Annotated in this window: 22 protein-coding genes; 12 read left to right on the top strand and 10 right to left on the bottom strand. The window is 70.4% G+C overall.

Features of this window, described 5'->3' with window-relative positions; genetic code table 11:
* The first annotated feature begins 86 nt into the window (after window positions 1-86).
* The 4 genes from C471_RS07250 to C471_RS07265 all read left to right on the top strand — a co-directional run bounded on the left by C471_RS07250 (window position 87) and on the right by C471_RS07265 (window position 5,256).
* Window positions 87-617, top strand: a complete 531-nt coding sequence (locus C471_RS07250; protein ID WP_004047577.1) for a hypothetical protein — start codon at window positions 87-89, stop codon at window positions 615-617.
* A gap of 79 nt (window positions 618-696) precedes the next feature.
* The gene (locus tag C471_RS07255) at window positions 697-1,287 is read left to right on the top strand and encodes a hypothetical protein (protein ID WP_004047579.1); all 591 of its coding nucleotides are present in this window, start codon (window positions 697-699) and stop codon (window positions 1,285-1,287) included.
* Window positions 1,288-1,618: 331 nt separating this feature from the next.
* Window positions 1,619-4,231: a ribonucleoside-diphosphate reductase subunit alpha gene (locus C471_RS07260; protein ID WP_004047581.1), complete on the top strand. Its 2,613-nt coding sequence runs from the start codon at window positions 1,619-1,621 to the stop codon at window positions 4,229-4,231.
* Window positions 4,232-4,263: 32 nt separating this feature from the next.
* Entirely contained in the window at window positions 4,264-5,256 is a 993-nt protein-coding gene (locus tag C471_RS07265) for a ribonucleotide-diphosphate reductase subunit beta (protein WP_004047582.1), read from the top strand.
* Window positions 5,257-5,375: 119 nt separating this feature from the next.
* Here C471_RS07265 and C471_RS07270 read toward each other — a convergent pair whose 3' ends face one another.
* Window positions 5,376-6,605, bottom strand: a complete 1,230-nt coding sequence (locus C471_RS07270; RefSeq protein WP_004047585.1) for an SPFH domain-containing protein — start codon at window positions 6,603-6,605, stop codon at window positions 5,376-5,378.
* A 174-nt stretch (window positions 6,606-6,779) separates the two neighbouring features.
* On the opposite strand from C471_RS07270, the gene C471_RS07275 reads away from it, so the two are divergent.
* Window positions 6,780-8,084, top strand: coding sequence for an O-acetylhomoserine aminocarboxypropyltransferase/cysteine synthase family protein (locus C471_RS07275; RefSeq protein ID WP_004047586.1), 1,305 nt, complete (start codon window positions 6,780-6,782; stop codon window positions 8,082-8,084).
* A 25-nt stretch (window positions 8,085-8,109) separates the two neighbouring features.
* On the opposite strand, the gene C471_RS07280 is transcribed toward C471_RS07275, so the two are convergent.
* The gene (locus tag C471_RS07280; protein WP_004047588.1) at window positions 8,110-8,940 is read right to left on the bottom strand and encodes an ABC transporter permease; all 831 of its coding nucleotides are present in this window, start codon (window positions 8,938-8,940) and stop codon (window positions 8,110-8,112) included.
* The gene (locus tag C471_RS07285; protein WP_004047590.1) at window positions 8,937-9,938 is read right to left on the bottom strand and encodes an ABC transporter ATP-binding protein; all 1,002 of its coding nucleotides are present in this window, start codon (window positions 9,936-9,938) and stop codon (window positions 8,937-8,939) included. The genes C471_RS07280 and C471_RS07285 overlap by 4 nt, the downstream gene beginning before the upstream one ends.
* 306 nt (window positions 9,939-10,244) lie before the next feature.
* On the opposite strand from C471_RS07285, the gene C471_RS07290 reads away from it, so the two are divergent.
* Complete coding sequence (locus tag C471_RS07290; RefSeq protein WP_049909073.1) at window positions 10,245-11,660, top strand: GntP family permease; 1,416 nt, start codon at window positions 10,245-10,247, stop codon at window positions 11,658-11,660.
* Window positions 11,661-11,755: 95 nt separating this feature from the next.
* Here the strand turns inward: C471_RS07290 and ligA are convergent, their stop codons facing one another.
* On the bottom strand, window positions 11,756-13,906 hold the full coding sequence (gene ligA, locus C471_RS07295) for an NAD-dependent DNA ligase LigA (protein WP_004047593.1): 2,151 nt from the start codon (window positions 13,904-13,906) through the stop codon (window positions 11,756-11,758).
* Between the two features lie 123 nt (window positions 13,907-14,029).
* Window positions 14,030-15,205: a metal-dependent hydrolase family protein gene (locus C471_RS07300; RefSeq protein WP_004047595.1), complete on the bottom strand. Its 1,176-nt coding sequence runs from the start codon at window positions 15,203-15,205 to the stop codon at window positions 14,030-14,032.
* 145 nt (window positions 15,206-15,350) lie between these two features.
* On the opposite strand from C471_RS07300, the gene C471_RS07305 reads away from it, so the two are divergent.
* Window positions 15,351-17,087 (top strand): HVO_2922 family protein, encoded by a 1,737-nt coding sequence (locus tag C471_RS07305; RefSeq protein ID WP_004047597.1) that lies wholly within the window; start codon window positions 15,351-15,353, stop codon window positions 17,085-17,087.
* Window positions 17,088-17,131: 44 nt separating this feature from the next.
* Here C471_RS07305 and C471_RS07310 read toward each other — a convergent pair whose 3' ends face one another.
* Window positions 17,132-17,419, bottom strand: a complete 288-nt coding sequence (locus C471_RS07310; RefSeq protein WP_004047600.1) for a glutaredoxin family protein — start codon at window positions 17,417-17,419, stop codon at window positions 17,132-17,134.
* A 324-nt stretch (window positions 17,420-17,743) separates the two neighbouring features.
* Window positions 17,744-18,658, bottom strand: a complete 915-nt coding sequence (gene mdh / locus C471_RS07315) for a malate dehydrogenase (protein ID WP_004047603.1) — start codon at window positions 18,656-18,658, stop codon at window positions 17,744-17,746.
* A 130-nt stretch (window positions 18,659-18,788) separates the two neighbouring features.
* Here mdh and C471_RS07320 point away from each other — a divergent pair, with 130 nt between their 5' ends.
* The 3 genes from C471_RS07320 (at window position 18,789) to C471_RS07330 (ending at window position 22,641) form a co-directional block, all read left to right on the top strand.
* Window positions 18,789-19,382 (top strand): DUF7474 family protein, encoded by a 594-nt coding sequence (locus C471_RS07320; RefSeq protein ID WP_004047605.1) that lies wholly within the window; start codon window positions 18,789-18,791, stop codon window positions 19,380-19,382.
* Window positions 19,379-20,716, top strand: coding sequence for an MFS transporter (locus tag C471_RS07325; protein WP_004047606.1), 1,338 nt, complete (start codon window positions 19,379-19,381; stop codon window positions 20,714-20,716). The genes C471_RS07320 and C471_RS07325 overlap by 4 nt, the downstream gene beginning before the upstream one ends.
* 62 nt (window positions 20,717-20,778) lie before the next feature.
* A complete protein-coding gene (locus tag C471_RS07330; protein WP_004047609.1) occupies window positions 20,779-22,641 on the top strand; it encodes a sensor histidine kinase in 1,863 nt (620 codons plus the stop codon).
* A gap of 55 nt (window positions 22,642-22,696) precedes the next feature.
* Here the strand turns inward: C471_RS07330 and C471_RS07335 are convergent, their stop codons facing one another.
* The 3 genes from C471_RS07335 to C471_RS07345 all read right to left on the bottom strand — a co-directional run bounded on the left by C471_RS07335 (window position 22,697) and on the right by C471_RS07345 (window position 25,399).
* On the bottom strand, window positions 22,697-23,440 hold the full coding sequence (locus C471_RS07335) for a DNA polymerase sliding clamp (RefSeq protein ID WP_004047613.1): 744 nt from the start codon (window positions 23,438-23,440) through the stop codon (window positions 22,697-22,699).
* Between the two features lie 61 nt (window positions 23,441-23,501).
* Window positions 23,502-23,858: a hypothetical protein gene (locus C471_RS17630; RefSeq protein WP_004047614.1), complete on the bottom strand. Its 357-nt coding sequence runs from the start codon at window positions 23,856-23,858 to the stop codon at window positions 23,502-23,504.
* A 140-nt stretch (window positions 23,859-23,998) separates the two neighbouring features.
* Window positions 23,999-25,399: a phosphoglucomutase/phosphomannomutase family protein gene (locus C471_RS07345; protein WP_004047617.1), complete on the bottom strand. Its 1,401-nt coding sequence runs from the start codon at window positions 25,397-25,399 to the stop codon at window positions 23,999-24,001.
* Between the two features lie 109 nt (window positions 25,400-25,508).
* Between C471_RS07345 and C471_RS07350 the strand changes: the two genes are divergently transcribed.
* Complete coding sequence (locus tag C471_RS07350; protein WP_004047619.1) at window positions 25,509-26,057, top strand: NADPH-dependent FMN reductase; 549 nt, start codon at window positions 25,509-25,511, stop codon at window positions 26,055-26,057.
* Between the two features lie 93 nt (window positions 26,058-26,150).
* The gene (hjc, locus tag C471_RS07355) at window positions 26,151-26,705 is read left to right on the top strand and encodes a Holliday junction resolvase Hjc (protein ID WP_004047621.1); all 555 of its coding nucleotides are present in this window, start codon (window positions 26,151-26,153) and stop codon (window positions 26,703-26,705) included.
* Window positions 26,706-26,783: the final 78 nt, after the last annotated feature.

Below are 26,783 nucleotides of genomic sequence, written 5' to 3' on the forward strand. Positions count from 1 at the left end.
CGACCGTCCCCGCACCGGGGCCGATTCTCACGCGCCGAAAACCGCGACGGCGGGGTTTTTACCCGCGACCGACGGAACGGCGTCACATGAAGCGCCGCGCGGTGGCCGCCGGGCTCCTCGCCGTCGCCAGCGCGGGCTGTACCGACCGCCTCTACGACCTGGCGGCGTCGACGCCGCGGGACCTCGCGGTCCGGAGCCGCTACGTCGACGGGAACCCGCTCGTCGAGGGGCAGAGCGTGCGCTCGCTGCCCGAGGAGCTGCGGACCCACGCCGCCTCGTTCCGGTCGAAGTCGGCGGCGACGTCGGCGGTGCTCCCCGATCAGCCGGAGACGACGGCGTTCGTCGAGGCGACCTCGTTCGTCGACGACGGCGGCGAGTCGGTGCTCGTCGTCGCCCAGCGGCTCACGGCCGACGAGGTCCAGTTACGTCTCGGCGGGATCAGCCGTACCGGCGACCGCGCGCTCCGGATCGCCGTCGATCAGGCCGGCGTCCGCGGCGATATCGAGACCGACGACCCGGTCGTCAAGACCCTCCTGTTGCGGCTCTCGGACGAGCGGGGGACACCGGAGCGCGTGATCGTCTCGATCGGCGGCCAGCGGGCCGGCGTGACGATCTGAGGCGGGCGCGCCGCTTGGTCCCCATTTTCATCGGCCCGCTCCCGCGACCGTTTTGTGTCCGCGCGGTGTCCGGCGGAACATGAGCACGCTCCGCCGTCGCCTCGTCGGATCGGTCGCCCTCCTCGCCGCCACGGCGTCGCTGTTCCTCGCGTCGGGCACCACTCCGGCGCTCGTCGCCTCGTCATCGAGTTCGACGGGATACACGGCCGTCACGCTCTCGCCGGTCTCGCTGCTCGTTTCGCCCGCGCTGCTCGCGGCCGGGTCGGTGCTTCTCGTCGGCGGTGGCGCCGCGCTCGCCGACGCCGATCTCTCCGCACGCGCCGCGATGGCCGCGCCGGCGATAGGCGCCGCCGCCGCGGTCGCGTTCGGCTTGGGGTTCGGGGTCGCTCCCGGCTCGGCCCTCGCGGCCGCGACCGATCCGGCCGCGTACGAACACCTCGGCTCCGAATTCGGTGCCCGGATCGCCGCGGGCGCCGTCGTCGGCGGTGCCGTGGCGCCGGTCGTCCGCGCGTCGACGACCGAGGACACCGCGGCGCTGCTCGTCGGCGCGGCGCTGCTGCTCGTGTCGGTCGCCGCGGGCTCTCCGCTCGCGCTCGCGACGGGAGGCGTCGCCGGCGCGCTCGCGGTGGGCGCGCTCTGGGCAGTCGATCCGGCGACGTGGCGCCCCTGAATCCGGGTCTCTCACCGGAGTTGGAGGCGTCGCCAGCCCTGTGACTCGCCCCGAGCGACCGATCCGACGGCGTGAGTACCGTAGTCCGTCGTGTGGCCGGAGTCGACGCGCCGTCTGCCTCCCGCGCCGAAGTACAACCAAAGTTGTTTTACTGAAAATTTGTTGGTAATGTTTATACCGGTGGAGCCGGAGTTGTCTGACACGGATCGAACGGGATTTCGCCGCCGATCGCGGCCGACAGCGACGCTTTCGCGGCGATCGGGACAGCACCCGTGAGTGGCGACGCTGTCGGTCGCTTCGCGGCGGCGAGCCCGGACGGACCGAACACACCATGAGCACGACGACACACGACACCGCTGTTCGCGACCTGCTCGACCGGGCTCGGGCGGGCCACGAGGACGTACTGGACGGCGACGAGCGCGACCGGATCGCCGACGAGATCGAGCGCGCGCTGTACGACGGCGCCAGCCCCGACGAGGTCGCCGAGGCGACGGTCGACGCGCTCACGGCGCGCATCGAGCGCGACCCCGCCTACGACGCCGCCGCCGCCCGCGTCGCCCGGGAGGATTACTTCCGACGCGTGACCGGCGAGCGGCCGCCCGAGGGCGACGCCGCGCTCGCGGCGACGTACCGCGACTCCTTCCGCGAGGCGATCGACCGAGGGCTCGACGCCGACCTGCTCGACGAGCGGATGGGCGAGTACGACCTCGACCGCCTCGCCGACGCGATCGAGCCGGCCCGAGACGAGCTGTTCGACTACACCGCGCTCGACACGCTCGAACAGCGCTACTACCTCCGGGAGGCCGACGCCGAGCCGTTCGAGCTCCCGCAGGTGTTCTGGATGCGCGTCGCGATGGGCGTCGCGCTCCGAGAGGACGAGTCGGAGCGGGCGGCGCGCGCCGAGGAGTTCTACGAGGTCCTCTCCACGCTGCGGTTCGTCCACTCCACGCCGACGCTGTTCCACGCCGGGACGACCCACCCCCAGCTCTCCTCGTGTTACCTCACGACCGTCCCCGACGACTTAGAGGGGATCTTCGACGCCTACAAGGAGCACGCCAAGCTCTCGAAGTGGTCCGGCGGGCTCGGCAACGACTGGACCCCGCTGCGGGCCGACGGCGCGCTGATCTCCTCGACCGGCGTCGAGTCGACCGGAACGGTCCCGTTCCTCAAGATCTCTAACGACGTGACCGGGGCGATCAACCGGTCCGGAAAGCGCCGGGGCGCGGCGGCCGCCTATCTCGAAGCGTGGCACCTCGACTTCCCGTCGTTCATCGACCTCCGGCGGAACACCGGCGACGAGCGCCGCCGCACGCACGACATGAACACCGCCGCGTGGGTGCCGGACCTGTTCATGAAGCGGGTCGAGAACGACGAGAAGTGGACGCTGTTCTCGCCCGACGAGGTCCCCGAGCTCCACGGCACCTACGGCGAGGAGTTCGAGGCGCTGTACGAGGAGTACGAGGAAGCGGCCGAGAGCGGGGAGCTCCGCCAGCACGAGACGGTCGACGCGAGCGAGCTCTGGCGCGAGACGCTCACCCGGCTGTTCGAGACGGGCCACCCGTGGATCACGTTCAAGGACCCGTGTAACGTCCGGTCCCCGCAGGACCACGTCGGTGTCGTCAACTCCTCGAACCTCTGTACGGAGATCACGCTCAACACGAGCGAGGAGGAGACCGCCGTCTGCAACCTCGGCTCGGTCAACCTCGCGCGCCACATGACGTTCCGCGGCGACGCGGAGGCGCATCCCGCCCCCGACGATATCGGGGTCGCGGCGCGGAGCGGCGGAGCCGAGCTCGGGGACGGGTCGGAGACCGCGGACGCCTCCCCCGACCTCGGCGTCGACGGCGAGGCCGCCGAGCTCGACGCCGAGCTGTTCGCCGACACCGCCGAGACGGCGATGCGGATGCTCGACAACGTCGTCGACCTCAACTTCTACCCGACGGATAAGGCCGAGCGCTCGAACGCGCGACACCGCCCGATCGGGCTCGGGATGATGGGGTTCCACGAGGCGCTCCAGCTCGCCCGCGTCCCGATGAACTCCGAGCGCGCGCTCGGCTTCGCGGGGCGGGCCGGCGAGCTGCTCGGCTACCACGCGATCGACAACTCCGCGAAGCTGGCGGCCGAACGCGGCGCCTACGAGACGTTCGAGGGGTCGAAGTGGGACCGGGACGTCCTCCCGCAGGACACCCTCGACCTGCTGGCCGACGAGCGCGGCCGGGAGGTCCCGGTCGACCGCGCGGAGACGCTCGACTGGGACGCGGTCCGCGATCGGATCGCCGAGCACGGGATGCGCAACTCCAACACCACCGCCGTGGCCCCGACGGCGACGATATCGACGATCGCCGGCACCTCGCCGTCGATCGAGCCGCTGTACTCGAACCTCTACGTCAAATCGAACATGTCCGGCGACTTCACCGTCGTCAACGAGCGGCTCGTCGCCGACCTCAAGGCCGAGGGCCAGTGGGGCGCCGAGGCGCTCGACCGCCTGAAGTACCGCGACGGCGCGGTCGGCGACCTCGACCTGCCCGGCGAGCTCTCCGATCTGTACCGCGGCGCCTTCGAGATCGACCCGCGCCACCAGCTCCGGCTCACCGCCCGGCGCGGCGCGTGGATCGACCAGAGCCAGTCGCACAACGTCTTCTTCCCGTCGACGGACGGCTCGCTGCTCACCGACGTGTACGAGACCGCGTGGGAGCTCGGGCTGAAGACGACCTACTACCTGCGCACGCTCGGCGCGTCGAGCATCGAACAGTCGACGCTCGACATGAGCGAGTACGACGACACGCAGTCGCGCGGGGGGGACGCCGACCGCGGGTCCGGCTTCGGCGAGGAGCCGACGTCGACCTCCGCCGAGTCCGAGAACGGTTCGGCCGACGGCTCGTCGAACACGGCGGGAGACGACCTCCCGACCGTCGAGGACCCGACCTGTGACGCCTGCCAGTAACCGTCCGAGACACGACCGACACCACACCACCGATGCCGATACTCAACACCGACAGCCAGCACGACCCGAACAAGATCCTGCCGATACAGTACGACTGGGCCCGCGAGTACTACCGGGACGGCGTCAACAACAACTGGGTCCCCGAGGAGATTCCGATGGCGGACGACGTTCACCAGTGGGAGAGCGACGAGCTCACCGATGCGGAGCGTCGGCTCGTCGAGTGGAACCTCGGCTTCTTCTCGACCGCGGAGTCGCTGACGGCGAACAATCTCGTGTTGGCCGTCTACGACTACGTCACCGCCCCGGAGTGCCGCCAGTACCTGCTCCGGCAGGCGTACGAGGAGGCGATCCACACGGACACGTTCATCTACTGCTGTGACTCGCTCGGGTTCGAGCCGGAGTACATGTACGGGATGTACGACCGGATCCCCGCCATTCAGAAGAAAGACGAGTTCGTCGTCGACCTGACGCGCTCCATCGACGACCCGTCGTTCACGGTCGAGACCGACGACGACGTGCGCGCGCTCCTCCGGGACCTCGTCGGCTTCTACGTGATCATGGAGGGGGTCTTCTTCTACGCCGGCTTCGCGATGATGCTCGCGCTGAAGCGGCGCGGGAAGATGGTCGGCGTCGGCGAGCAGTTCGAGTACATCATGCGCGACGAGTCGCTCCACCTCAACTTCGGGATCGACCTGATCAACACGATCCGCGAGGAGCACCCGGGCGTCTGGACCGACGAGTTCGAGGCGGAGATCGACGAGCTGATCCGCGAGGCCGTCGAACTGGAGTCGACGTACGCCGAGGAGGCGTGTCCCCCGGACCTCATGGGGATGTCCGCGGAGGGGTTCGTCGAGTACGTCGAGTACATCGCGGACCGGCGGCTCACCCAACTGGGCATGGACGAGCGGTTCGGCACGGAGAACCCGTTCCCGTGGATGTCGGAGGCAGTCGACCTGAACCGCGAGGCCAACTTCTTCGAGCGGCAGGTCACCGAGTACCAGTCCGGCGGATCGCTGGACTGGTAGGGCGCCGCAGACGACCGGCCGGTGACCCGTGACCGGCGACCGCCCGTTCGACCCGCGTCCCGCTCAGTCGCCCGTTCGACCCGCGTCCCGCTCAGTCGCCCGTTCGACTCGCGTCCCGCTCAGTCGCCCGGCCGCTCGCTTTCGGTCTCCAGTTCGATGTCGCGGTCGGCCTCGCGGGCCCGCTCTTCCTGCCGGTCCAGCTCGACGTCGCGGGCCGTGTCCGCGTCGCGCGTCTCGTCGGTTCGCAGGTCGCTGTCGGCCACCGTGTCGAGCTGTTCGAGGGCGCTCTCGATGTCCTCCAACCCGAGGAGCTTCTCGGTCTCCTCGTCGAACTCCTTCCCCTCTAACCCCTCCATCTGTTGCACGTCGGAGCCGGAGAGGGCCTTGCCGTAGCGGCCGACGAGGCTGGTGAGCTCCTGGGGGAGCACGAAGGTGGTGGACTCGCCTTTGCCGATCTCTTCGAGAGTCTCCATCCCGCGCTCGATGATGGCGCGCTCGCCCATCGACTCGGCCGAGCGGGCGCGGAGAACGGTGGAGATCGCGTCCCCCTGCGCTTCGAGGATCTGGCTCTGCTTTTCACCCTGTGCGCGGATGATGTTCGACTGCTTGTCACCCTCGGCCTGCTCGATCGCCGAGCGGCGTTCCCCCTGCGCTTCGAGGATCATCGCGCGGCGACGGCGCTCGGCGCCGGTCTGTTGCTCCATCGCGCGCTGGACCTCCTGCGAGGGGCTCACTTCGCGGACCTCGACCGCCTCGACGCGGATCCCCCACTCGTCGGTCGGCTCGTCTAACTCCTCGTTGATGCGGTCGTTGATCTGGTCGCGCCGGGAGAGCGTGTCGTCGAGCTCCATGTCGCCGAGGACGGCGCGGAGGGTGGTCTGCGCGAGGTTCGAGACGGCGTTCTTGTAGTCGTCCACTTCGAGAAAGGCCTTCTTGGCGTCCATCACCTTGATGTAGACGACCGCGTCCGCGGTCACCGGCGAGTTGTCCCGCGTGATCGCCGACTGGCTCGGCACGTCGATCGTCTGGGTCCGCATGTCGAACGCGTACGTGCGGGAGACGAACGGCGGGATGAGGTGGACGCCCGGTTCGAGCAGCTTCCGGTACTCCCCGAACACTGTGAGCGCCTCCTTGTCGTAGGCGTCGACGATCTCGACCGCGCTGACGACCGTCACCGCCGCGACCAGCACCGCGAGCGCACCGACCCCGTAGACGAGGCTCTGGCTGAGGAGGGCGAAGCCGACGAGGAGCGCGCCGGCGAGCGCCGTGTACCGCCAGACGGCGTCCGGGATCGATCCCGTCGCCTCCCCGATCTCGAAGGCGTCACCGCGCGGACCTTGTGTTCCCATAGACACAGTTACGGCCCGACGCTGTTAACGGTTGGCACGAGAGGGGTCGCACGGCCCGAAATTGCCGGGATGTCTCCGTGGAATACCCGACCCCGCCGGGGTCCGCCTCCGAGATACCGGAAACGTCCGCAACGGTCGGGCGGCTTTAAGCGCTCGGCGCGCGCACGCCCAGGTATGCCAGCCGACGAGGACGACATCGATCACGAGTTCCGCACGCGAAGCGTCCACGCGGGATCGGACCCGGACCCGGCGACCGGCGCGCGCGCCACGCCCATCTATCAGACGACCTCCTACGAGTTCGAGGACGCCGATCACGCCGCCCGGCTGTTCGGGCTGGAGGAGGCTGGCAACGTCTACTCGCGGATCATGAACCCGACGAACGCCGCCTTAGAAGAGCGGATCGCCTCCCTCGAGAACGGCGTGGGCGCGGTCGCCACCTCCTCCGGGATGGCGGCGTTCGATCTGGCGACGTTCATGCTCGCGAGCGCGGGCGACAACGTCGTCTCGTCGTCCGCGCTGTACGGCGGCACCTACACCTACCTCACGCACTCGGTCGAGCGCCGCGGGGTCTCGACGCGGTTCGTCGACCCGCTCGACTACGAGGGGTACGCCGACGCGATCGACGAGGACACCGCCTACGTCCACCTCGAAACGATCGGCAACCCCGCCTTGGTCACGCCCGACATCGAGCGGATCGCCGACATCGCTCACGACCACGGCGTCCCGCTGTTCGTCGACAACACGTTCGCGACGCCGTACCTCTGCCGCCCCCTCGACCACGGCGCGGACCTCGTCTGGGAGTCGACGACGAAGTGGCTCACCGGCAACGGCACCACCGTCGGCGGCGTCCTCGTCGACGGCGGGTCGTTCCCGTGGGCAGACTACCCCGAGAAGTATCCCGAGATCGCGCAGGACAACCCCGCGTACCACGGGATCAACTACGTCGAGGCGTTCGGTGACGCCGCGTTCACCTTCGCGGCGGTCACCCGCGGCCTGCGCGACCTGGGGGACCAGCAGTCCCCGTTCGACGCGTGGAACACGCTTCAGCAGACCGAGTCGCTCCCGCTGCGGATGGACCGCCACTGCGAGAACGCCGGGATCGTCGCGGAGTACCTCGCCGAGCACGACGACGTGGCGTGGGTGAACTACCCCGGGCTGGAGAGCCACGAGACCCACGAGGAGGCCAGCGAGTACCTGGAAGGCGGCTACGGCGGCATGATCACCTTCGGGCTGGAGGGCGGCTACGAGGCCGCGAAGGGGACCGTCGAGAACGCGGACCTCGCCTCGCTGCTCGCGAACGTGGGCGACGCGAAGACGCTCGTCATCCACCCGGCGTCGACGACCCACCAGCAGTTGACGGAGGAAGAGCAGGAGGCCGCCGGCGTCACCGGCGACATGGTGCGGCTCTCGGTCGGTATCGAGGACCCGGCAGACATCGTCGCCGACCTCGAAGCGGCGATCGAGCGCGCGTCGGCGTAGATCGGCCGCGGGGCGGCCTCTCTCCTTACAAGTCGTCGGCGTCGAACTTCCAGAGCCCGACCAGCGGCGGCGCGATCGTCCAGAACACCAGCATCGACACCGCCGAGACCTGGTGGTTGACGACCTCGCCCGAGAACAGCCGACCGCTGAGGAACGCGTTGGACAGCAGCTCGACCCCGGTTATCGGGTTCGCGACCTGCAGGAACACGCCGATCTGCTGTTGGGAGACCGGCAGGGGGTTGAGCAGCCCCGCGTCGCCCGCGGCGTTGAGGAACTGGCCGGTGACCGCGCCCCAGAGCATCACGAACAGGACGTAGATCGCGACCCCGCCGATCAGCGCGCGCCGCTGCGTGGACGCGGCCGCCGAACAGCCGGTCGCGATCGCGACGAAGACGACGCCGAGGACCGCGGCGAAGACGGTGTACCCGAGGTACGAACCGACGTTGAACGCCTGGATGTACCCGAGCTGAGAGAGCGCGAGCAACACGAGCGCCGGGAGGAGGAAGCCGGAGAACACCGCGAGCGACAGCGCGGCTCCCCGCCCGACCACCTTTCCGAAGACCACGTCGGCGCGCGAGTGCGGCAGCGACAGGAGCAACTTCAGCGATCCCGACTCGCGCTCGCCGCTGACGGCGTTGTACCCGACGACGACGCCCACGAGCGGGACGAGCGTCGTCACCAGGAAGGGACCGACGGCGGCGCTCAACAGGAACTCCGTCGCGAACTGCTCTCCAGGGGGCGCGAAGACGTACGCGAACACGGCGACGAGCAGCGAGAACAGCGCCACGAGGATCAGCATTCCGCGGGAGCGCACCGTGTCGTGGAAGTCCTTCTCAGCGATGGCGGGGAGGCTCATCGGTCCACCTCCTCGGCGTCGGCCGCGTCGTCATCGCTTCCACCCTCCCTCTCTTCACCCGGCGCGTCGCCCTCCGTATACGCCAAGAAGAGGTCTTCGAGCGACGCCTCGCGGGTGTGGAAGTCGGCGACCGCGACGCCGGCGTCCTCCAGCGCGCCGATGACCCGCGTCTTCGCGCCGTCGGCGCAGCTCACGACGAGCGCGTCGCCGTCGCGGTCGACGCGACTCACGCCGTCGAGGTCGCGGACCGCGTCGACGGCGGCATCGCCCGCGCCGCCCGCCTCGCTCGCGCCGTTCGCGCCGCCGGCGATCGCGATCTCCAGCGTCTCCTCGCCGCCGACGGCCTCGCGGAGCCCCTCCACGGAGTCCTCGGCGACGAGCTCGCCCGCCCTGAGGATGCCGACGCGGTCGCAGACGGCCTCGACCTGTTCGAGGATGTGCGAGGAAAAGAAGACCGTCGCGCCGCGGTCGGCCTCGGTCCGGACGATCTCGCGCATCTCCTTCGCGCCCGCCGGGTCCAGCCCGGAGGACGGCTCGTCGAGGATGAGCAGGTCGGGGTCGCCCGCGAGCGCCATCGCGAGGGCGAGGCGCTGGCGCATCCCCTTCGAGTAGCCGCCGGCCTTGCGGTCGGCGTCGCCGAGGAGCCCCACGCGGTCGAGGAGGTCGTCCGGGTCGTCGTCGGCCTCCTTCGATCGGACCGCGAACTCGACGTGTTGCCGCCCCGTGAGCCGGTCGTACACGGCGAATCCGTCGGGGAGCACCCCGGTCCGCTGGCGGATCGAGACGCCGTCGGCGGTGGCGTCGCGTCCGAGCACGCGCACCGTCCCCTCGGTCGGCCGGACCAGGTCGAGCACCATGTCGATGGTCGTCGACTTGCCGGCGCCGTTCGGGCCGAGGAAACCGTACACCTCACCCTCTTCGACGGTGAGATCAAGGCCGCGAACGGCCGTGACGTCGGCGAACTCCTTCGTCACGCCCCGCAGTTCGATGGCGGTCATACCGCCCCGTTGCCGCGTCGCCGGATAAAGGGTTGCGGGTCGTGACCGCGAGCTGCGAAGGGTTAGCGGGGTGGCGAAGCCGACGGTGACACGAGTCGGGCGCTCGCGGCGCCCGCCGTCTCGAGTGAACTGATTGTTCAGTTGAAGTAAAGAATACGTATTAGATATATGACTATTATGCGGATGTCGACGTCACCGCGCCGTCGAAGATCTCGCGCGTCTCGATGATGCAGAAAAACACTAGACAGAGGCCCGATTTCCCGTCTTCGAAAATTTTAATTATTTATCTACAGCATGTCAGGCAGGATGCTACCAACGCCGCTCCAAGCAACTGTTCAGTTCTCGCACAGTCCACTACTAACATTTATAATTGGGTTGATAATTGTCATCGCGATGCTCGTGTGGTTGGACCTCCCGGCGTTCCTCGGGCTGATCATCTCGGCGTTCTTAGTCGGGGTCGTGAACACGCTCTTCGTCCCAGACTTCACCGCCACGGACGCCGGGAGTCAGGTAGCGACGGCGTTCGGAAACGGAATGGCAGGGATCGGGATACCGATCCTCATGGCGGCGGTCATCGGGAAAGGGATGTTAGAGAGCGGCGCGGCACAACGGATCGTCCGCGGGTTCCAAGGCGTACTCGGCGAGAGCAACTCTGATATCGCGCTGCTCGGGAGCAGTTCGGTGCTGGCGGTCCCCGTCTTCTTCGACAGCGTATTCTACCTCATGGCGCCGCTCGCCCGGTCGATGCGCGCCCGCGTCGGCCGCGACTACACGCTGTTCATCGTCGTCGTCGGCGCGGGCGCCGCGACGACGCACGTGTTCGTCCCGCCCACGCCCGGCCCGCTCGCGGTCGCCGACCAGATCGGGAGCAACCTGTTCACGACGATCGTCATCGGGCTGGTGACCGCGATTCCGGTGGCGATCGCCTCCGGGCTCATCTACGGGCGCTGGATCAACAACCGGCTCGACATTCCGCTCCGGGACACGATGGCGACCTCGACCGAGGAGCTGCAGGAGGTCGCGGACCGGCCGACCAGCGAACTCCCGGGAGTGCTCGAGTCGCTGGCGCCGATCCTGCTGGCGGTCCTGCTGATCGCGTCGTCGACGTTCGCCAACACGTTCCAGGATCTGTTCCCGGTACTGGCCTCGGTGCAGCCGATCACCGACTTCATCGGGAACAAGAACGTCGCGCTGACGATCGCCGCGCTCGCGGCCGCCTACACGTTCTACCGCTACGACTCCATGAGCCAGAGCGAGTGGAGCGACGAGCTCACCGAGGCCCTGAAAAGCGGCGGGAACATCGCCGCGATCACGGCGGCCGGCGGGGCGTTCGGCGCGCTGCTCGCGGCCTCCGGAATCGGTGACTACCTGGCCAACGCGCTTCAGGAAGTGGGGATCGGCCTGCTCGTCACGGCCTGGCTCATCGCCGCGATCGTCCGCGTCGCGCAGGGGTCCGCCACGGCCGCGATGTTGACCGCCGCGGGGATCATGGCGCCGCTCACCGGGCAGCTGACCGTCAACCCGGCCTACCTCGTGATGGTCATCGGCGCGGGCGGGAACATCTTCTCGTGGTTCAACGACTCCGGCTTCTGGCTCGTCAGCGAGATCGGTGGACTGACCAAGCGGGAGACGCTGCAGACCTGGACCGCGCTCACAACGATCATCTCGGTGACCGGCCTCATCACCGTGCTGATCGTCTCCACGATCTTCCCGCTCGTCTGAGGCCAGCGGCTCGGTTCCTTTTTCGAACGCCGACGACAGCGGAGGGAACGACGCCGACAGTGGAGAGAACGACACCGACAGCGGGAGCCTCGGCGCTACGCGTCGCCCTCGGGCGGCCACTCGACCCCCCGCTCCGCGAGGAGGTCGGCGAACTCCGCTTCGTCGATCACGGGGACGCCCTCCGCGTCGGCGTCGTCGCGCTTCGACCGTCCCGGATTCTCGCCGGCGACGAGGTAGTCGGTGTTGCCCGAGACGCTCGACGTGGCGTCGGCGCCGTGGGCCTCCACGTGCGCCTGCGCCTCGCTCCGAGTCGTCGACAGCGACCCGGTGAACACGAACGTCAGGCCGGCGAGCGCGTCGCCGGTCTCGGCCTCGACCGGCTCGGGGTCGACTCCGCGCTCGCGGAGCCCCTCGATCGCCGCTCGGTTCTCGTCGGCGTCGAGGAACGTCCGGATCGATTCGGCCACTTCCGGTCCCACGTCGTCGACGGCGCGGAGCGCCTCCTCGTCGGCGTCGAGGATCGCGTCGAGGTCGCCGAAGTGCGCCGCCAACGCCCGGGCCGTCGTCGCGCCTACGTCGGGGATCCCGAGCCCGGCGAGGAAGTCGTCGAGCGGCGGGTCGCGGGTCGCCTCCAGCTCCGCGATCAGGTTCTCTGCGCTCGTCTCGCCCCACCCCTCCAGCGCGGCGACGTCCCCGACGGTGAGGTCGTACAGGTCGGTCAGGGACTCGACCAGATCCGCCTCGCGGAGCTGTTCGACGCGCTCGGGGCCCAACCCCTCGATATCGAGCGCGTCTCGCCGCGCCCAGTGTTCGATCGTTCGCTCTAACTGCGCCGGACAGCCGAGCCCGCCGGTACAGAACGCGAGCGGCCCGTCACGCTCGACTGGGGCGTCGCATATCGGACACGTCTCGGGGAAGGCGTACGTCCCCTCGGAGCGCTTCTCGACCACCTCGGGGACGTAGGGGATCACGTCGCCGGCGCGGTAGATCCGCACGCGGTCGCCGACGTTCACGCCGAGCGCCTCGATCTCGGCGGGGTTGTGGAGGGTCGCCCGCGAGACGGTGACGCCGCCCACGTCGACCGGACCGAGTTCGGCGACGGGAGTGAGCCGACCCGTGCGGCCCACCTGCACCGTGACGCCTTCCACCGTCGTCGTCGCGGTGCGGGGCGGGAACTTGTACGCGAACGCCCACCGCGGCGCCCGCGACGTCGACCCGAGCGCCTCGCGGTGCGCGCGGTCGTCAACCGAGATGACGACTCCGTCGATCGCGAAGTTCAGGTCCTCGCGGTCGGCCATGAGCCGGTCTCGGTACGCCAGCGCCCCCTCGATGTCGTCGACGCGCTCGACCCGGTCGGTGCGCCGGAGCCCGAACGCGTCGAAGGCGTCGAACTCGGCCCAGTGGGCGTCGGGGCGCTCTACAGATGCCCCCTCTCCGTCGTTTTCCCACCCCAACACGTCGAAGAAGAAGACCTCTAAGGGGCGCTCCGCGACGACCGACGGATCCAGTTGACGGAGGGTCCCGGCCGCGGCGTTGCGGGGGTTCGCGAACGGCTCCTCGCCGCGCTCCATCAGCTCCTCGTTGTACGCCTCGAAGGCGTCGCGTGGCATGTAGGCCTCGCCGCGGACCGAGAGCCGGCTCGGCGGGTCGCCGCGCAGTTTCCCGGGGACTGACCGGATCGTCCGGACCTGTTCGGTCACGTCGTCGCCCTCGGTCCCGTCGCCGCGGGTGGCGGCGCGGGCGTACTCGCCGTCCTCGTACACCACCTCGACGGAGAGCCCGTCGAACTTCGGCTCGCAGACGTACTCGACCGCGTCCGGGTCGAACCCCTGGGCGTCGAGTCCAGTCCGGACGCGATCATCGAACTCGCGGACCGCCTCCGCCTCGGTCGCGTTGTCGATGGAGCGCATCGGCGCGACGTGCTCGACCGTGTCCAGCTCGTCGAGCGGCTCGCCGCCGACGCGGCGCGTGGGAGAGTTCTCGGTCGAGAGGTCGAACGCGTCTTCGAGGTCCTCCAGCCGCGAGAACAGTCGGTCGTACGTCTCGTCGGAGATCAGGGGGTCGGCCTCCACGTAGTACCGGTAGTCGTGCTCGCGGACCGCCGCCCGGAGCAGTGACGCCTGCTCGGCGGCCTCGTCCTCGGAGAGATCCGCGACCGGCTCGAAGTCGGTCGGCGGCGACTCCACGTAGGGGTTCTCGTCCGGGTCCGCGTGCCGGGGCGACGACCCGGAGTGCGCGCTCGTCATCGGCCGATCCTTGCGTCGGCTCGGGTTAAAAGCGACCGTTCGGGGTCGGTCGCGGAGGCGAGCGGTCGTCGGGGTCGGTCGCGGAGGCGAGCGGTCGTCGGGGGTCGGTCGCGGCCGCGCCCACTACGCGACCTGATCGCCCGCGGCGAACACCGCGTCCGGCTCCCGCCACGCCGTCACGTCCTCGGTGGGGTCGGCGTCGAGGACGACGAGGTCGGCGCGGTACCCCCCTTCGATCCGCCCCACGTCGTCGAGCCCGAGCAGGTCGGCGGCGTTGACGGTGGCCGCCTCCAGCGCGCCCTCGGGCGAGAGTCCGTAGTCGACCATGTACTCCAGCTCCCGCGGGATGTCCCCGAAGAAGTTGAAGGGGGTGCCGGCGTCCGTGCCCATCGCGATCGGCACGTCGGCGTCCAGCGCGCGGTCCCACGCGTCGTCGAAGCGGTCGGCGGCGTCTTCGGCCTTCGCGACGGCGTCCTCGGGGATCCCCGCCTCGACGCCGTTATCGGCGATCCCGCGGAGCGCGCTTGCGGTCGGCACCCAGTACGTGCCGCGCTCGGCCATCATCTCGGCGGCCTCGCGGTCCATGAAGGTGCCGTGCTCGATGCTCGTGATCCCGGCCTCGACCGCGTTCTTGATCCCCCGCTCGCCGTGGGCGTGGGCCGCGGTGGGGGTGTCGGTCGGCGCGGCGGCGTCGGTGAACGCCGCGAGCTCGTCGGGCGTCAGCTCCGGGGCACCCGTCACCGCGCCCTCGGTGAGGACGCCGCCGGTCGCCATACACTTGAGCACGTCCGCGCCGGCCTTCAGCTGCTCGCGGGCCGCCTTCCGGACCTCTGCCGGGCCGTCGGCCTCGCGGCCGAACCAGTTGCCGTGGCCGCCGGTCATGATCACGTTGCGGCCGCACGCGAGGACGCGCGGGCCGTCGATCTCGCCGGCGGCGACCGCCTCGCCCGCGTCGAGCGCGAGCGTCCCGCGGCTCCCCAGGTCGCGGACCGTCGTGACCCCCGCTTCGAGGGCGTCTCGGAGGTTGCCGGCCGCCCGGTAGCTCGCGGTGTAGTCGCTGTCGGAGACCGCGGTGGCCACGTCTGGCCGCCCGTCCATCATGACGTGGACGTGCGCGTCGATCAGCCCCGGCGCGACCACCGAACCGCTCGCGTCGGTCTCGGAATCGACCGCGTCCTCGCCGCCGATCTCGGCGACCGCGTCCGGCCCGACCGCGATGATTTCGCCGTCCGCGACCGCCACGTCGGCCTCGCGGGTCCCGTCGACGTCGACCACTCGCCCGCCTCGAATCACGTGCATGTTCTCACGAGGGGGCGTTCGGCTCGTAAACGATCGGGTCGCGGTAGTCCGTCGGAGATCGGCTTTCGAGCCGCGGTGGTTCGCTAGACGTTAGTTCGTGTCACACACCCACACCTATAACCGGCCGGCCGGCGACTTCCGGGTCATGGCAAGTGACAAGCAATCGGGCTCGCCCGGCGGGCTGTACGCTCGACGCATCGGGGCCCCGACGACCGACGACGAAGTGAACGGGTTCTGGCTGTTCGGGTTCGGCGTGCTGCTCGGGCTATCCGGGGTCGTCCTCTTCCTCCTCACCGAACAGGCGACGACCACCCGCGGGATCGGGTACGCGCTCGCGGCGCTGGCGCCGCCGTTCATCATGCTCGGCGCGGTGATCCGCTTCCCGCTCCGTCGAGCGGGGACGTCTCTCGGGTATCTCGGGACGGCGGTCAGCGTCCTCGGCGTGGTCTGGTTCGTGAACATCTTCCCGGACGGCTGGTCCACCGCCACCGGCGAGCCGGCCGTGATCGCCGCGTACGGGCTCGGGCTCGGGCTCATCGGGCTCGCGGGGACGGTCGTCCCGCTGCTGTCCGATCCGGTGTACGAAGACTACGAACGGATGCAGACCGAAACGGCGGCCGCGACGGCCGCGCGCGACGAGACGAGCGCGGAACTGGCGGCGACCCGCGAGGAGCTGGACGAGACGAGCGCGGAGCTGGCGGCGGCCCGCGAGGAGCTGGCGGCGGCCCGATCGGACCGAGAGGCGACCGAATCGGACCTCGCGGCGAGGAGCGAGGAGCTGGCGGAGACCGAATCGGCGCTCGAAGCGGCCCGCGCTGAGACCGCGGCGCTGCGCGAGAGCAAGGCCCGGTTCGAGCTGTTCGAGGACGCGGGCGGGAAGCCGCGCTGGCGGCTCCGCCACCGCAACGGCAACGTCATCGCGACCGCCGGGCAGGGGTACAGCAGCCGCGGCAAGGCCCAGAAGGGGCTCCACAGCGTCAGGCGGAACGCGCTCGGCGCGGGGATCCTCCGGATCGAGACCCCGGTCGCGGAGGCCGAGGCGATCGCCGACGACGACGGGCCCGAGCCCGCGGACGCCGCGGACCCGGACGTGGCCGTCCCGAGCGAGGACGAGGATATCGCGAGCAAGGCGACCTTCGAACTGTTCGAGGACGCCGGCGCCGAGTGGCGCTGGCGGCTCCGCCACGACAACGGGAACGTCATCTCGGACTCCGGCGAGGGGTACGCCTCCAAGTCGAACGCGAAGCGCGCGCTCGGCCGAGTCCGCGAACACGTCGCCGCCGCGGACTACCTCCGGGTCGACCCGGCCGCCTTCGAGATGTTCCGCGACGCGGGCGGCGAGTGGCGCTGGCGGCTCATCCACGAGAACGGCAACGTGCTCGCCGACTCCGGAGAGGGGTACTCCTCCCGGTCGAAGGCCCGGCAGGGGCTCGACAGCGTGCGGTCGAACGCCGCCGACGCGGCCCTCGAAGCGGTCGGTGAAGAGGGCGGCGAAGGGGGCGAGGGCGGGGGCTCGAAGGCGACCTTCGAGCTGTTCGAGGACGCCGCCGGGGAGCACCGCTGGCGGCTCCGCCACCGCAACGGCAACATCGTCGCCGACTCCGGAGAGGGGTACGCCTCCGAGTCGGGCGCGCGGGACGCGATCGAGCGCGTCCGCGAGTACGGGCCCGACGCCGACGTGTTGGAGGTCGGCAACGCCGCCTTCGAGATCTACGAGGACGCGGGCGGCAAGTGGCGCTGGCGGCTCCGCCACCGCAACGGCAACATCGTCGCCGACTCCGGGCAGGGATACGCCTCCCGGTCGAACGCGGTCGAAGGGATCACGACGGTGAAGCGGAACGCCCCCGGCGCGGAGGCGGAGACGGGCGACGCGGGCGAGTAAGTCGACGCCGGTCGGGCGCTTTCCCGTCCTTTTCGAATAGCCGATCAGGCCGCCGCCAAGAGCTTCAGCCGCAGCTCCCGCTCGTCGACCTCGTACTTGAACGCCGGGTGGCCGTCGACGAGCACGTAGGGGACGCGCTCGCCGTACTCCTCGGCCAGTTCGGGGTCCTCGTCGACATCGACCATGTCGAGGTCGATCGCCACGTCGAGGCCGTCGGCGACCTCCTCGATGGTCTCGCGGGCGACCTCGCACAGCGAACAGTTCTCGCGGGTGTACACCGTGACGGGGACGGTCTCCGCGGCGTCCGTTTCCGAGGCGTCCGTCTCGCTCATACCCGGCGGTTGGGTCGGCGAGGCCGAGTCGCTTTCGATCGGTCGGATGCTGAGGGATCGGGGGCGCGGTGACCGCCTCCGAAGCCCCGTCCCGCACAGCGCCTCACGCCTCCCCAGCCTCGTCGAACCGGCGCGCCGCGCCGGTTCGACTCCCTCGCGCGCGCTGTTCGCGCCCGGGGGGCGCTCACAGGCGCGCGCCGCCGCACATCGTATAGAGGTTCTGTACGGTACTCACCGCCGGCACGGAGTTCGAGAGCGTCAGAAAAATCGGGGATTGAGTTCGCGTCGCCGTCGACGGCGACCGGAGCGGATCGAGTCGGTCGCTTACGCGATCTTGTCGTACTGCTCGGAGAGCTTGTCGGCGGCCTCGTCGAGCAGCTCCGACTCGTACTCGTCGAGGTCCCACTCGACGACCTCCTCGACGCCGTTCGATCCGAGCTTCGCCGGCACGCCGAGCGCGGTGTCCTCGTAGCCGAACTCGCCGTCGAGCACGACGGAGCAGGGGAGCACCTCGCCGGTGTCGTTCAGGATGGCCTCGACCGTGTGCGCGACGCCGGTGGCGGGCCCCCACTGCGTGGCGCCCTTGCGGCTGATCACGTCCATCGCCGACTCCTGGAGGTCCTCCAGGATCTCCTCCTTCTCGCCGGCGTCGAAGCTCGGGTCGCGACCGTTCACGCGCACCTTCGAGAAGACGGGGGCCTGCGCGTCGCCGTGCTCGCCGAGGATCGTCGCCTCGACGTTCTTGACGGGGGCGTCGAAGCGCTCGGAGAGGACGTACCGGAAGCGCGCGGAGTCGAGCCGCCCGCCGAAGCCGACCACCTTGTGGCGGTCGCGGTCGCCGGCCTCGTACAGGTGACGGTTGAGCAGGTCCACCGGGTTCGAGGTGGTGACGGTGACGAAGTCGTCGTTGTGCTCGGCGATAGAGGAACCGATGTCCTCCATGATCGGCGCGTTGTCGCCCGCGAGATCGATCCGGGTCTGTCCCTCCTTGCGCGGGATGCCGGCCGTGATGACGACCACGTCCGAGCCGGCGGTGTCCTCGTACTCTCCCTGCCGGACGGTCGTGTTCGAGTCGTAGGCGACGCCGTGGTTCGCGTCGGCGGCCTGTCCGATGGTCGTCTCGCGCTGGTCCGGGATGTCGACGAAGACGAGCTCGTCGACCACGTCCCGCAGCGCGAGGTTGTACCCGGCCGCGGCACCGACAGTCCCCGCCGCACCGATGACGCTCACTTTTGTCATACCGTGTGAAGTCGCGGTCGGGCGGCGAGTAAACGTTTCGGAACCTCACAAGCGTCCGTGCGATTTCCGGCGTCGATCCCGCCGGGCCGTCGCGAAAACCCTAACTCGGGGCGCGACCCACCTCCATTCAGTGCCGACGTTCCGCTACCCGTGTCCCGGCTGTCGGACGACCAACAGCCTCCACGACGCCGACTGCGACTTCGAGGGCGTGAGCTGGCCGACCATCGAGAAGGCGTACACGGACCTCCTCACCGTCCTCACCGCCGAACCCGACGGGATGGCCGAGTCCACGCTCCGCGAGGCGGTTCACGGGGAGTGGAGCGGCCTCCACAAGGCCGCGCTCGGCGCCCTGGAACGCGAACAGCGCGTCGTCGAGGACGGCGACCGGCTCCGGCTGCTCACGGCGGCGGAGTTCAAGGAGCGCGTCTCCGAACCCACCCGCGACCCCATGCGGACCGTCTACGAGCACGGATCCGTCCCCGGCTGCCACGACAACGCCGTCTTCGCGATGGTGGCGTGGTACGAGATGGTCGGGCTCTCGTGGCCCGAGACGCGCGAGAACGTGATCGAGTGGCTCCGCGAGTCCGGCGCGTGGGACCGCGGCGGCTTCGAGGAGTCGACGCCAGAGGAACTCGTCGACGCCAAGCGCCACGTGTACGACGAGGGCTACGGCTGGAAGGAGAAGGGACAGGCCGCGAAGCGCGTCATCGAGCGGCATTTGTGACACATCCGGAGGCGGGGGCCGCGTCGATCGAGGGCGTCAGCGACCCGCGGCGCGCGCTCGCCGTGGTGATCGGCGTCGTCTTCATCGATCTCGTCGGCTTCGGGATCGTGATCCCCATCCTCCCCTTCTACGTGCGGTCGTTCGGTGTCAGCGACGCCTTCATCGGCCTGCTCGCGGCGTCGTACTCGCTCGCGCAGTTCCTCGCCGCGCCCACGCTCGGCCGGCTCTCCGACCGGATCGGGCGCCGGCCGGTCCTGCTCGCGTCGCTCGCGGCCGCCGGGGTCGCGTGGACGACGTTCGGCTACGCCGGCGAGGCGGGGGCGCGCTTCGGGCCCGTCGCCGCGCTCGCGACGCTGTTCGCCTCCCGGACGCTCGCCGGGGCGATGGGCGGCAACATCGCCGCCGCGCAGGCGTACGTCGCCGACATCACGCCGCGGGACCGGCGGGCGGGCGCGCTGGGGCTCATCGGGGCCGCGTTCGGTCTCGGCTTCGCCTTCGGCCCGGCGATCGGCGGACTGCTCGCCGCCGACCCCGTGGTCGCTCGCGCCGACGCCCTGTTTCCGGCGTTCGTCCCGGCGACGGCGTACTCGCTGCCGAGCTTCGCGGCGGCGGGGATGAGCTTCCTCGCGGTCGCCGTCGGGTTCCTCTTCCTGGAGGAGCCGACCCGGACGCGGGCGACCGCAGAAGACGGCAGCCGGCGCACCACCGCCATCGGCCAGTTCCGCGACGCGCTCGCCTCGGCGGCGCTCCGACCCCTGACGGTCGCGTACTTCGTCGTCGCCGTCGCGTTCGCGGGCGTGCAGGTGATGTTCATCCCGTACGTCGCCGACGCGTTCGGCTACGACGCGACGGCCGCGGCGTTCCTGCTCACCTACGTCGGCGTCCTCGGCGCGGTGAACCAGGGCGTCCTCGTCGGGCGGCTCTCGCGGGTCGTCTCCTCGCGGACGCTCGTCGCGGCCGGGTCGGTCGTCCTCGGGATCGCTCTCGTCGCGATCCCCGCGACCGGGCTCGTCGACCGGGTGGCCGACGGCGTCGACCTCGGCGGCCCGGCGTGGCTCACGCTCCCCCTCGTCGCACTGCTCGCCGCGCTCGCGGCGCTCTCGCTCGGGAACGCCCTCGTGAACGTCTCGCTGGCGACGCTCGTCTCCTCGTCGGCCGGAGATTCGGAACAGGGGGCGGCGTTCGGGGTGACGCAGGGCGCGTCGAGCCTCGGGCGGACCGTCGGCCCGCCGCTGATGGCCGTCCTCTACACCGTCGCCGTCGCGTCGCCGTTCCTGATCGGCGCGGTCCTGCTCGTTCCCGTGGCCGTCGCGTTCGGGCGCCGAACCGAGTGACGAGGAGGCGAACCGCCGCCGCACGACACCTTTAGGATCCGGGTCCCCCACGTCACTGACACATGCTCGACGCCGTCCCCGCGTGGCCCGCCCTCGGTTCGCTCGCCGGCGGGGCGGGGGCGATCGGCCTCGCGCTGGCGATCCGCGAACACCGGGGGCGTCCCGGCGTCGACTGGTTCCTCGGCGTGTTCGCCGCGCAGGCGACGTGGTGTTGCTCCTACGGGGTCGGCCTCCTCGTCGCGGACCCGACGCTCCGGGCGGCGCTGGAGGCGACGATGTGGCTCGGCGTCGTCTGGACCGGGATCGCCTTCCTCGGCTTCGCGCTGGAGTACACGGGGCGGAGCGACGTGGTCCGGAGCCGCCTGTTCGCGGCGGTCGTCGGCTTCGGCCTCCTCTCGACCGCGCTCCTCGCCACGAACTCCCTTCACGGGGCGTTCTGGGCCGGGTTCGAGAGCGACCCCGTCTTCGGCGTCGAGACGGTCTCGTACGCGTTCGGTCCCTGGGCGTACCTCGTCGTCGCCGTCGAGACCGTGCTCGTCGCCAGCGCGGTCTTCCTGCTGGTCGACACCCTGCTCAGCTACGGCCCCCTCTATCGGCGAGAGAGCGCCGCGGTCGCGCTGAGCTCGCTTCCCCCCGGATTCGCGCTCGTCGCGTGGACGCTGGAGCTGGGGCCGGTCCCGCAGCTCCAGCTCGCGCCGCTGATGTTCGTCCCGCACATGCTGCTCGACGCGTACGCGTTCGACCGCGCGGAGATGTTCGACCGCAATCCGACGACCAGCCGCGCCGCCGAGCGCACGGCGATCGACGACCTGACCGACCCCATCGTCGCGCTCGCGCTCGACCGACGCGTCGTCCGGCTCAACCCCGCCGCCGAGACGGTGTTGGGCGTCGACGCCGAGACCGCCCGCGACCGCCCGCTCGACGACTTCCTCGACCTGCCGGTCACCGTCGGGACCGGCTCGGGGGGCGACGCCGACTCGGACGGCGACGCCCCCATCGACGCCGACGCCAACTCGGGCACCGGCGGCTCCGATCCCGACGCCGGCGGCTCCCGCGAGACGGTCGAGATCGACTCCGCGGCCGGAACCGGTCGGCGCACCTACGCGGTGTCGACCTCGCGGCTGACGGACCCGAACGGGACCCACGTCGGGTACACGGTCGTCCTCTCGGACATCACCGGGCGGGAGCGACGGCGACAGCAGCTGGAGGTGCTCAACCGGATCCTCCGCCACAACCTCCGCAACGACGCCGGCGTCGTCCGCGGCTACGGCGAGATCCTCCGCGACCGCCTCGACGACGCCGAACTGGTCCGGATGGCCGACGCGGTCGAGCGCCGCGCGGGCGCGCTGGCCGCGCTCGGCGAGAAGGCCGGCACCGTCGAGCGGCTCGTCTCCGACAGGGACGCGAGCGCCGTCGCCGTCGACGAGGTCGTCGCGTCCGCGGTCGCCGACGCCCGAGAGCGCGATCCCGAGGCGACCGTCGAGTCGGAGCTCCCCGAGGGCGACTGGACCACGCGTATCAGAGAGGACGCGCTCCGGGCGATCGTCGAGAACACCGTCGAGAACGCCCTCGACCACCACGACGGCGAGGGAACCGAACGCGAGGACGGTGGCGCGTGGGTTCGGGTGTCGCTCCGGCGGGAGGAGGACGCGGGACGGGAAGGGGAGGCGGACCCGGACGCAGACGACGCGAGCGGCGACGCCCGGTTCGCCCTCGTCGTCGAGGACGACGGTCCCGGCATCCCCGACCACGAGGTCGAGGCGGTCGAGTCCGGCCGCGAGACCGCGCTCGAACACGGGTCGGGGCTCGGCCTCTGGGTCGTCGAGTGGGGCGCCGCGGCGATCGGCGCCGAGGTCGACTACGCCGACCGCGAGCCGCGCGGGACGCGCGTGACGGTGTCGATCCCGGTCGTGGACGAGGCGTGAGTCGGGAGAAAAATCGCGATCTTCGACAGCTCCGGAAACGTCGAATTCGACCGCCTCAGTCGCTCTGAATCCTCGGCGCAAGCATGAACGTAACGTGCCCGAGCCCCTCGGCGAAGCCGTAGTGGAGCTTGACGGGGAACTCTTCGCCGAGCTCGATGGTGACCTCGGCGTCGGAGGGGATCGCCTTGTTCATGTCCTTCAGGTAGTCGAGGCTGAACAGCGAGTCGGCGGGGCCGGCGGTGAGCGCGATGAGGTCCTCGCGGGGGAGCCGGAGGTCGACGTCGTCGGTGTCGCCCTCCGCCTCGATGAAGAACGCCTCGTCGGTCTCGTCGACGCGCAGGCGGATGTGGTCGGAGACCATGTCGGCGGCCTTGATCCCGCGGTCGATCTGGGCGCCCTCGACGACGATCTCGGAGGCCAGATCGAGGTCGGGGATGTCCGGCTCCTGGCGGATGGAGTCGGGGTCGATGAGCGCGAGGGTGTACGAGAGCCCGTCGATCTCGATGTGGAGCTTGCGGGTCTCCTCGTCGAGTTCGAGGTGGATCAGGTCGCCGGAGTTGGCCATGCCGGCGATGTCTTCGAGGCGGGCGAGGTTGACGCCGATGACGCCGCCGTCGGCCTCGTAGGACTCGAACGCCGCGGCTTCGAGGGTGAGGTCGACCATGCCGACGTTGGCGGGGTCGACGGCACGGATGGAGAACTCCTCTTCGTTGAGGCGGATCTTGCACTCGTCGACCAACACGCTCACCGAATCGAGCGCGTCCTGTAGCGTCGACGCGCCCACGATGGCCTTGAACATATACGTTCGGCTAGGGCGGTATCACCTAAAAAGGCACCCGATCGGACCGGCACGGAAACGCTCAAAGTGACCGGATCAGCCGGGCGACGACGACCGCGAGCGTGACGACGATCCGCACCAGTCGGAGACGTTCGATTCGGTATTCGACCGGTTCGGAATCGCGCTCTTCGTCGCTCTCGGACCGGTCGCGTTTCGGCCGATCGCGTCCCGTCTCCTCGGGGGGATCGACGCCGTCGCCGGGGCGGTCGGGTTCGGCTCGATTGGACTCGGCTCGATCGGGTTCGATCTGGTCGGCGTCCCGGTCGGGGTCGTTCTGGTCGGGGTCAGTCCGGTCGGGATCGGTCCGATCGGGATCGGTCGCGCTCGATTCGTCACCCGAGCCGTTCGGTGTCGAGGGTGCGGGGATCTCGTCGTGCATGGAACCACTCGCGGTCGACTCGGCGACCGCACACGACGGTTCGGCGTTAATTTATAAATATTCGAGCCGAACGCAAGGCGGAGCTGAAAGTCGTCAGAAAGGGGGTGCTCTCGGATCTCACGAGGCGAGTCCGCGGGCGCTCAGATCAGTGGGTCGACGATCTCGCGGCCCTCGGCGAGGAGGTCGTCGACCGCCGCTTCGGAGTCGGCCTCGGCGTACACCCGGAGCTTCGGCTCCGTGCCGGAGGGGCGGACGAGCAGCCACGAGCCGTTCTCCAAGAGGAGCTTGAAGCCGTCGAGGGTGACCACCTTCGCGACGCCGTGGCCGGCGACCGAGTCGGGGATGTGCTCTTCGAGTTCGTCGAGGACCGCCTCCTTGCGGTCGTCGGGGCAGTCGAGCGACACCCGCCCGGAGGCGATCGCCCCGTGCTCGTCGAGCAGGCGATCGACCCGGTCGTCGAACGGCTCCGCGGCGTGGGTGCCCGCGGCCAAGAGCGCCATCAGCACGCCGTCCTTCTCGCGGACGTGGCCGCGGAGGGTGAACCCGCCCGACTCCTCGCCGCCGAACAGCGCGTCGCAGTCGCCCATCGCCTCGGCGACCCACTTGAAGCCGACCGGCGTCTCGTACACCTTCTCACCGTGGGCCTCGGCGATGCGGTCGACGAGGAACGTCGTGGAGACGGTCCTGACCGCGGGTCCGGAGTCGTGCTCCAAGAGCCGGTCGTAGCAGGCGGCGTAGAAGAGGTTCGCGTTGAGCACGCCGCGCTCGGGCGTGACGACCGCGATCCGGTCCGCGTCGCCGTCGTTGGCGATCCCCAGGTCCACGTCGCTGTCGGGATCGGTGACGCGGGCGGTCAGTTCCTCGAGGTGCGCGGCCGAGGGCTCGGGCGAGTCGCCGCCGAACGTCACGTCGCGCTCGCAGCGCAGCCTGACGACCTCGGCGCCGGCGGACTCGAGGAGCGCGTCGGTGACGCCGCGCCCGCTCCCGTGCATCGCGTCGTACGCGACCGTCACCCCGTCGAGGTCGACGCCGTCGCCGCCGGTCGCGGCGCCGACGACCTCGCGGGCCGCGTCGGCGTGGTCGCTCACGAGGTCGACGCGAGTGATCTCGCCCCGCTCGCCCTCGGGGAGCAGGTCGGGCTCCGCGAGACGGGCGACGATGTCCTCGGTGTCCTCGGGGAGCGCGGGCGCGCCGTCGTGCGGGATGAACTTCACGCCGTTGTACTCGGGCGGGTTGTGTGAGGCGGTAACCATGCACGCGCCGGCGAGTCCGCGGTCGACGATGGCGTACGCGATCACGGGCGTCGGCGCGTCGCGCTCGGGGAGGAGCACGTCGAAGCCGTTGCCGGCGAGCACCTCGGCGAGGCTCTCGGCGAACCCCTCCGAGGTCTCGCGGGCGTCGTACCCCACCGCGACCGGTTCGTCGCGGCCCGCCGCCGCGAGGTGGTCGGCGACCGCCTGTCCCACGATCCGCACCCGTTCGTCGGTGAAGGTGTCGAGGGTGGCTCGCCACCCGTCCGTGCCGAAGGCAATCTGGTCCATGTCGGCTACCTCGGCGGCGGGGACAATAATGCCCGGTGTCCGCTCTCCGGTCCGATCCGGGCGGCGGCGGGCTCGCCGCGCTTTTGCGCCCGGCACGCGAAGCGAGACCATGACCCGAATCGTCGCGGTGTCCGGCAGCCGTCGGGAGGCGAGCACCACGCGGGCCGCGCTGGCGGTCGCGCTCGACGCCGCGGCGGCCGCCGGCGCCGAGACAGACCTGATCGATCTGGGCGCGGTCGATCTCCCGCTGTACCACCCGGACGAGGACGTGCAGGGCGACAGCGAGGCGCTGAAACGGCGCGTTCGCGAGGCCGACGGCGTGCTCGCCGGCACTCCCGTCTACCGCGGGTCCTACTCCTCGACGTTCAAGAACTTCCACGACTTCTGCGGCTCCGACGAGTACGCGAACACCGCCGTGGGGCTGCTCGCGACCGCCGGCGGCGGCTCGTACGGGGGAACGCTCGAACACCTCCGGTCGACGTTCCGGAACGTCCACGCGTGGACGGTCCCTCACGAGGTCGGGATCGAGGGCGCGTCGAGGGTCGTCGAGACCGGCGACGCCGACGCCGGCCCGCGGATCACCGACGACGAACTCCGGGAGCGCACCGAGCGGCTGGGTCGGGTCGTCGTCGAGCACGCGGAGCGGCTGCGAGGGTGAGGGGATCGGAGCGCCCGCTGGAGGCGGCGGCGGCCACGACGACCCGCCGGGCTTTTGACCGGCTCGCGTCTACGACGGGCATGACCGAACCGGGTGACGACGACCGTGTCCGCTAACCGGAAGGGCGACCGCCGCGAGCGGGAGCTGGTGAACGCCCTCGACGAGGCGGGGTTCGCCGTGATGCGCGCCCCGGCCAGCGGCGCCGCCACGGAGCGGGAGCTGCCGGACGTGCTCGCAGGCGACGGCGAGACGTTCTACGCGATCGAGGCGAAGTCGAGCGCGGGCGACCCGATCTACCTCACCGGCGAGGAGGTGGAGGCGCTGCTGTTCTTCGCGCGGAACTTCGGCGCGAAGGCGCGGATCGCGGTGCGGTTCGACCGCGAGGACTGGTACTTCTTTCACCCCGGCGACCTGTACACCACCGACGCCGGGTCGTACCGCGTCAAGAAGGAGAAAGCGCTGGCCGACGGCACCGACTTCCCCGAGTTCGTCGGCGAGACGGAGAAGGTGACGCTCGGCGAGATCGGCGGCGACGGCGGCGGGGGCGCCGAGGGCGGGCCCGACCCGGAGGCGGAGGAGCGGCGATCGATTCTGGAGGCGGTTCGGGACGGGCACATGCCGGTCGAGGACGCGCTCGACGTGTTGTGACACGCGATCGACGGCTGGCCCGGCGCGGTCGGGGCGGTCGCCGCGCTCCGCGGACCCCCTCGCTTATCCCTCGCGGCG

Source organism: Halorubrum saccharovorum DSM 1137, assembly GCF_000337915.1.
Classification (GTDB): domain Archaea; phylum Halobacteriota; class Halobacteria; order Halobacteriales; family Haloferacaceae; genus Halorubrum; species Halorubrum saccharovorum.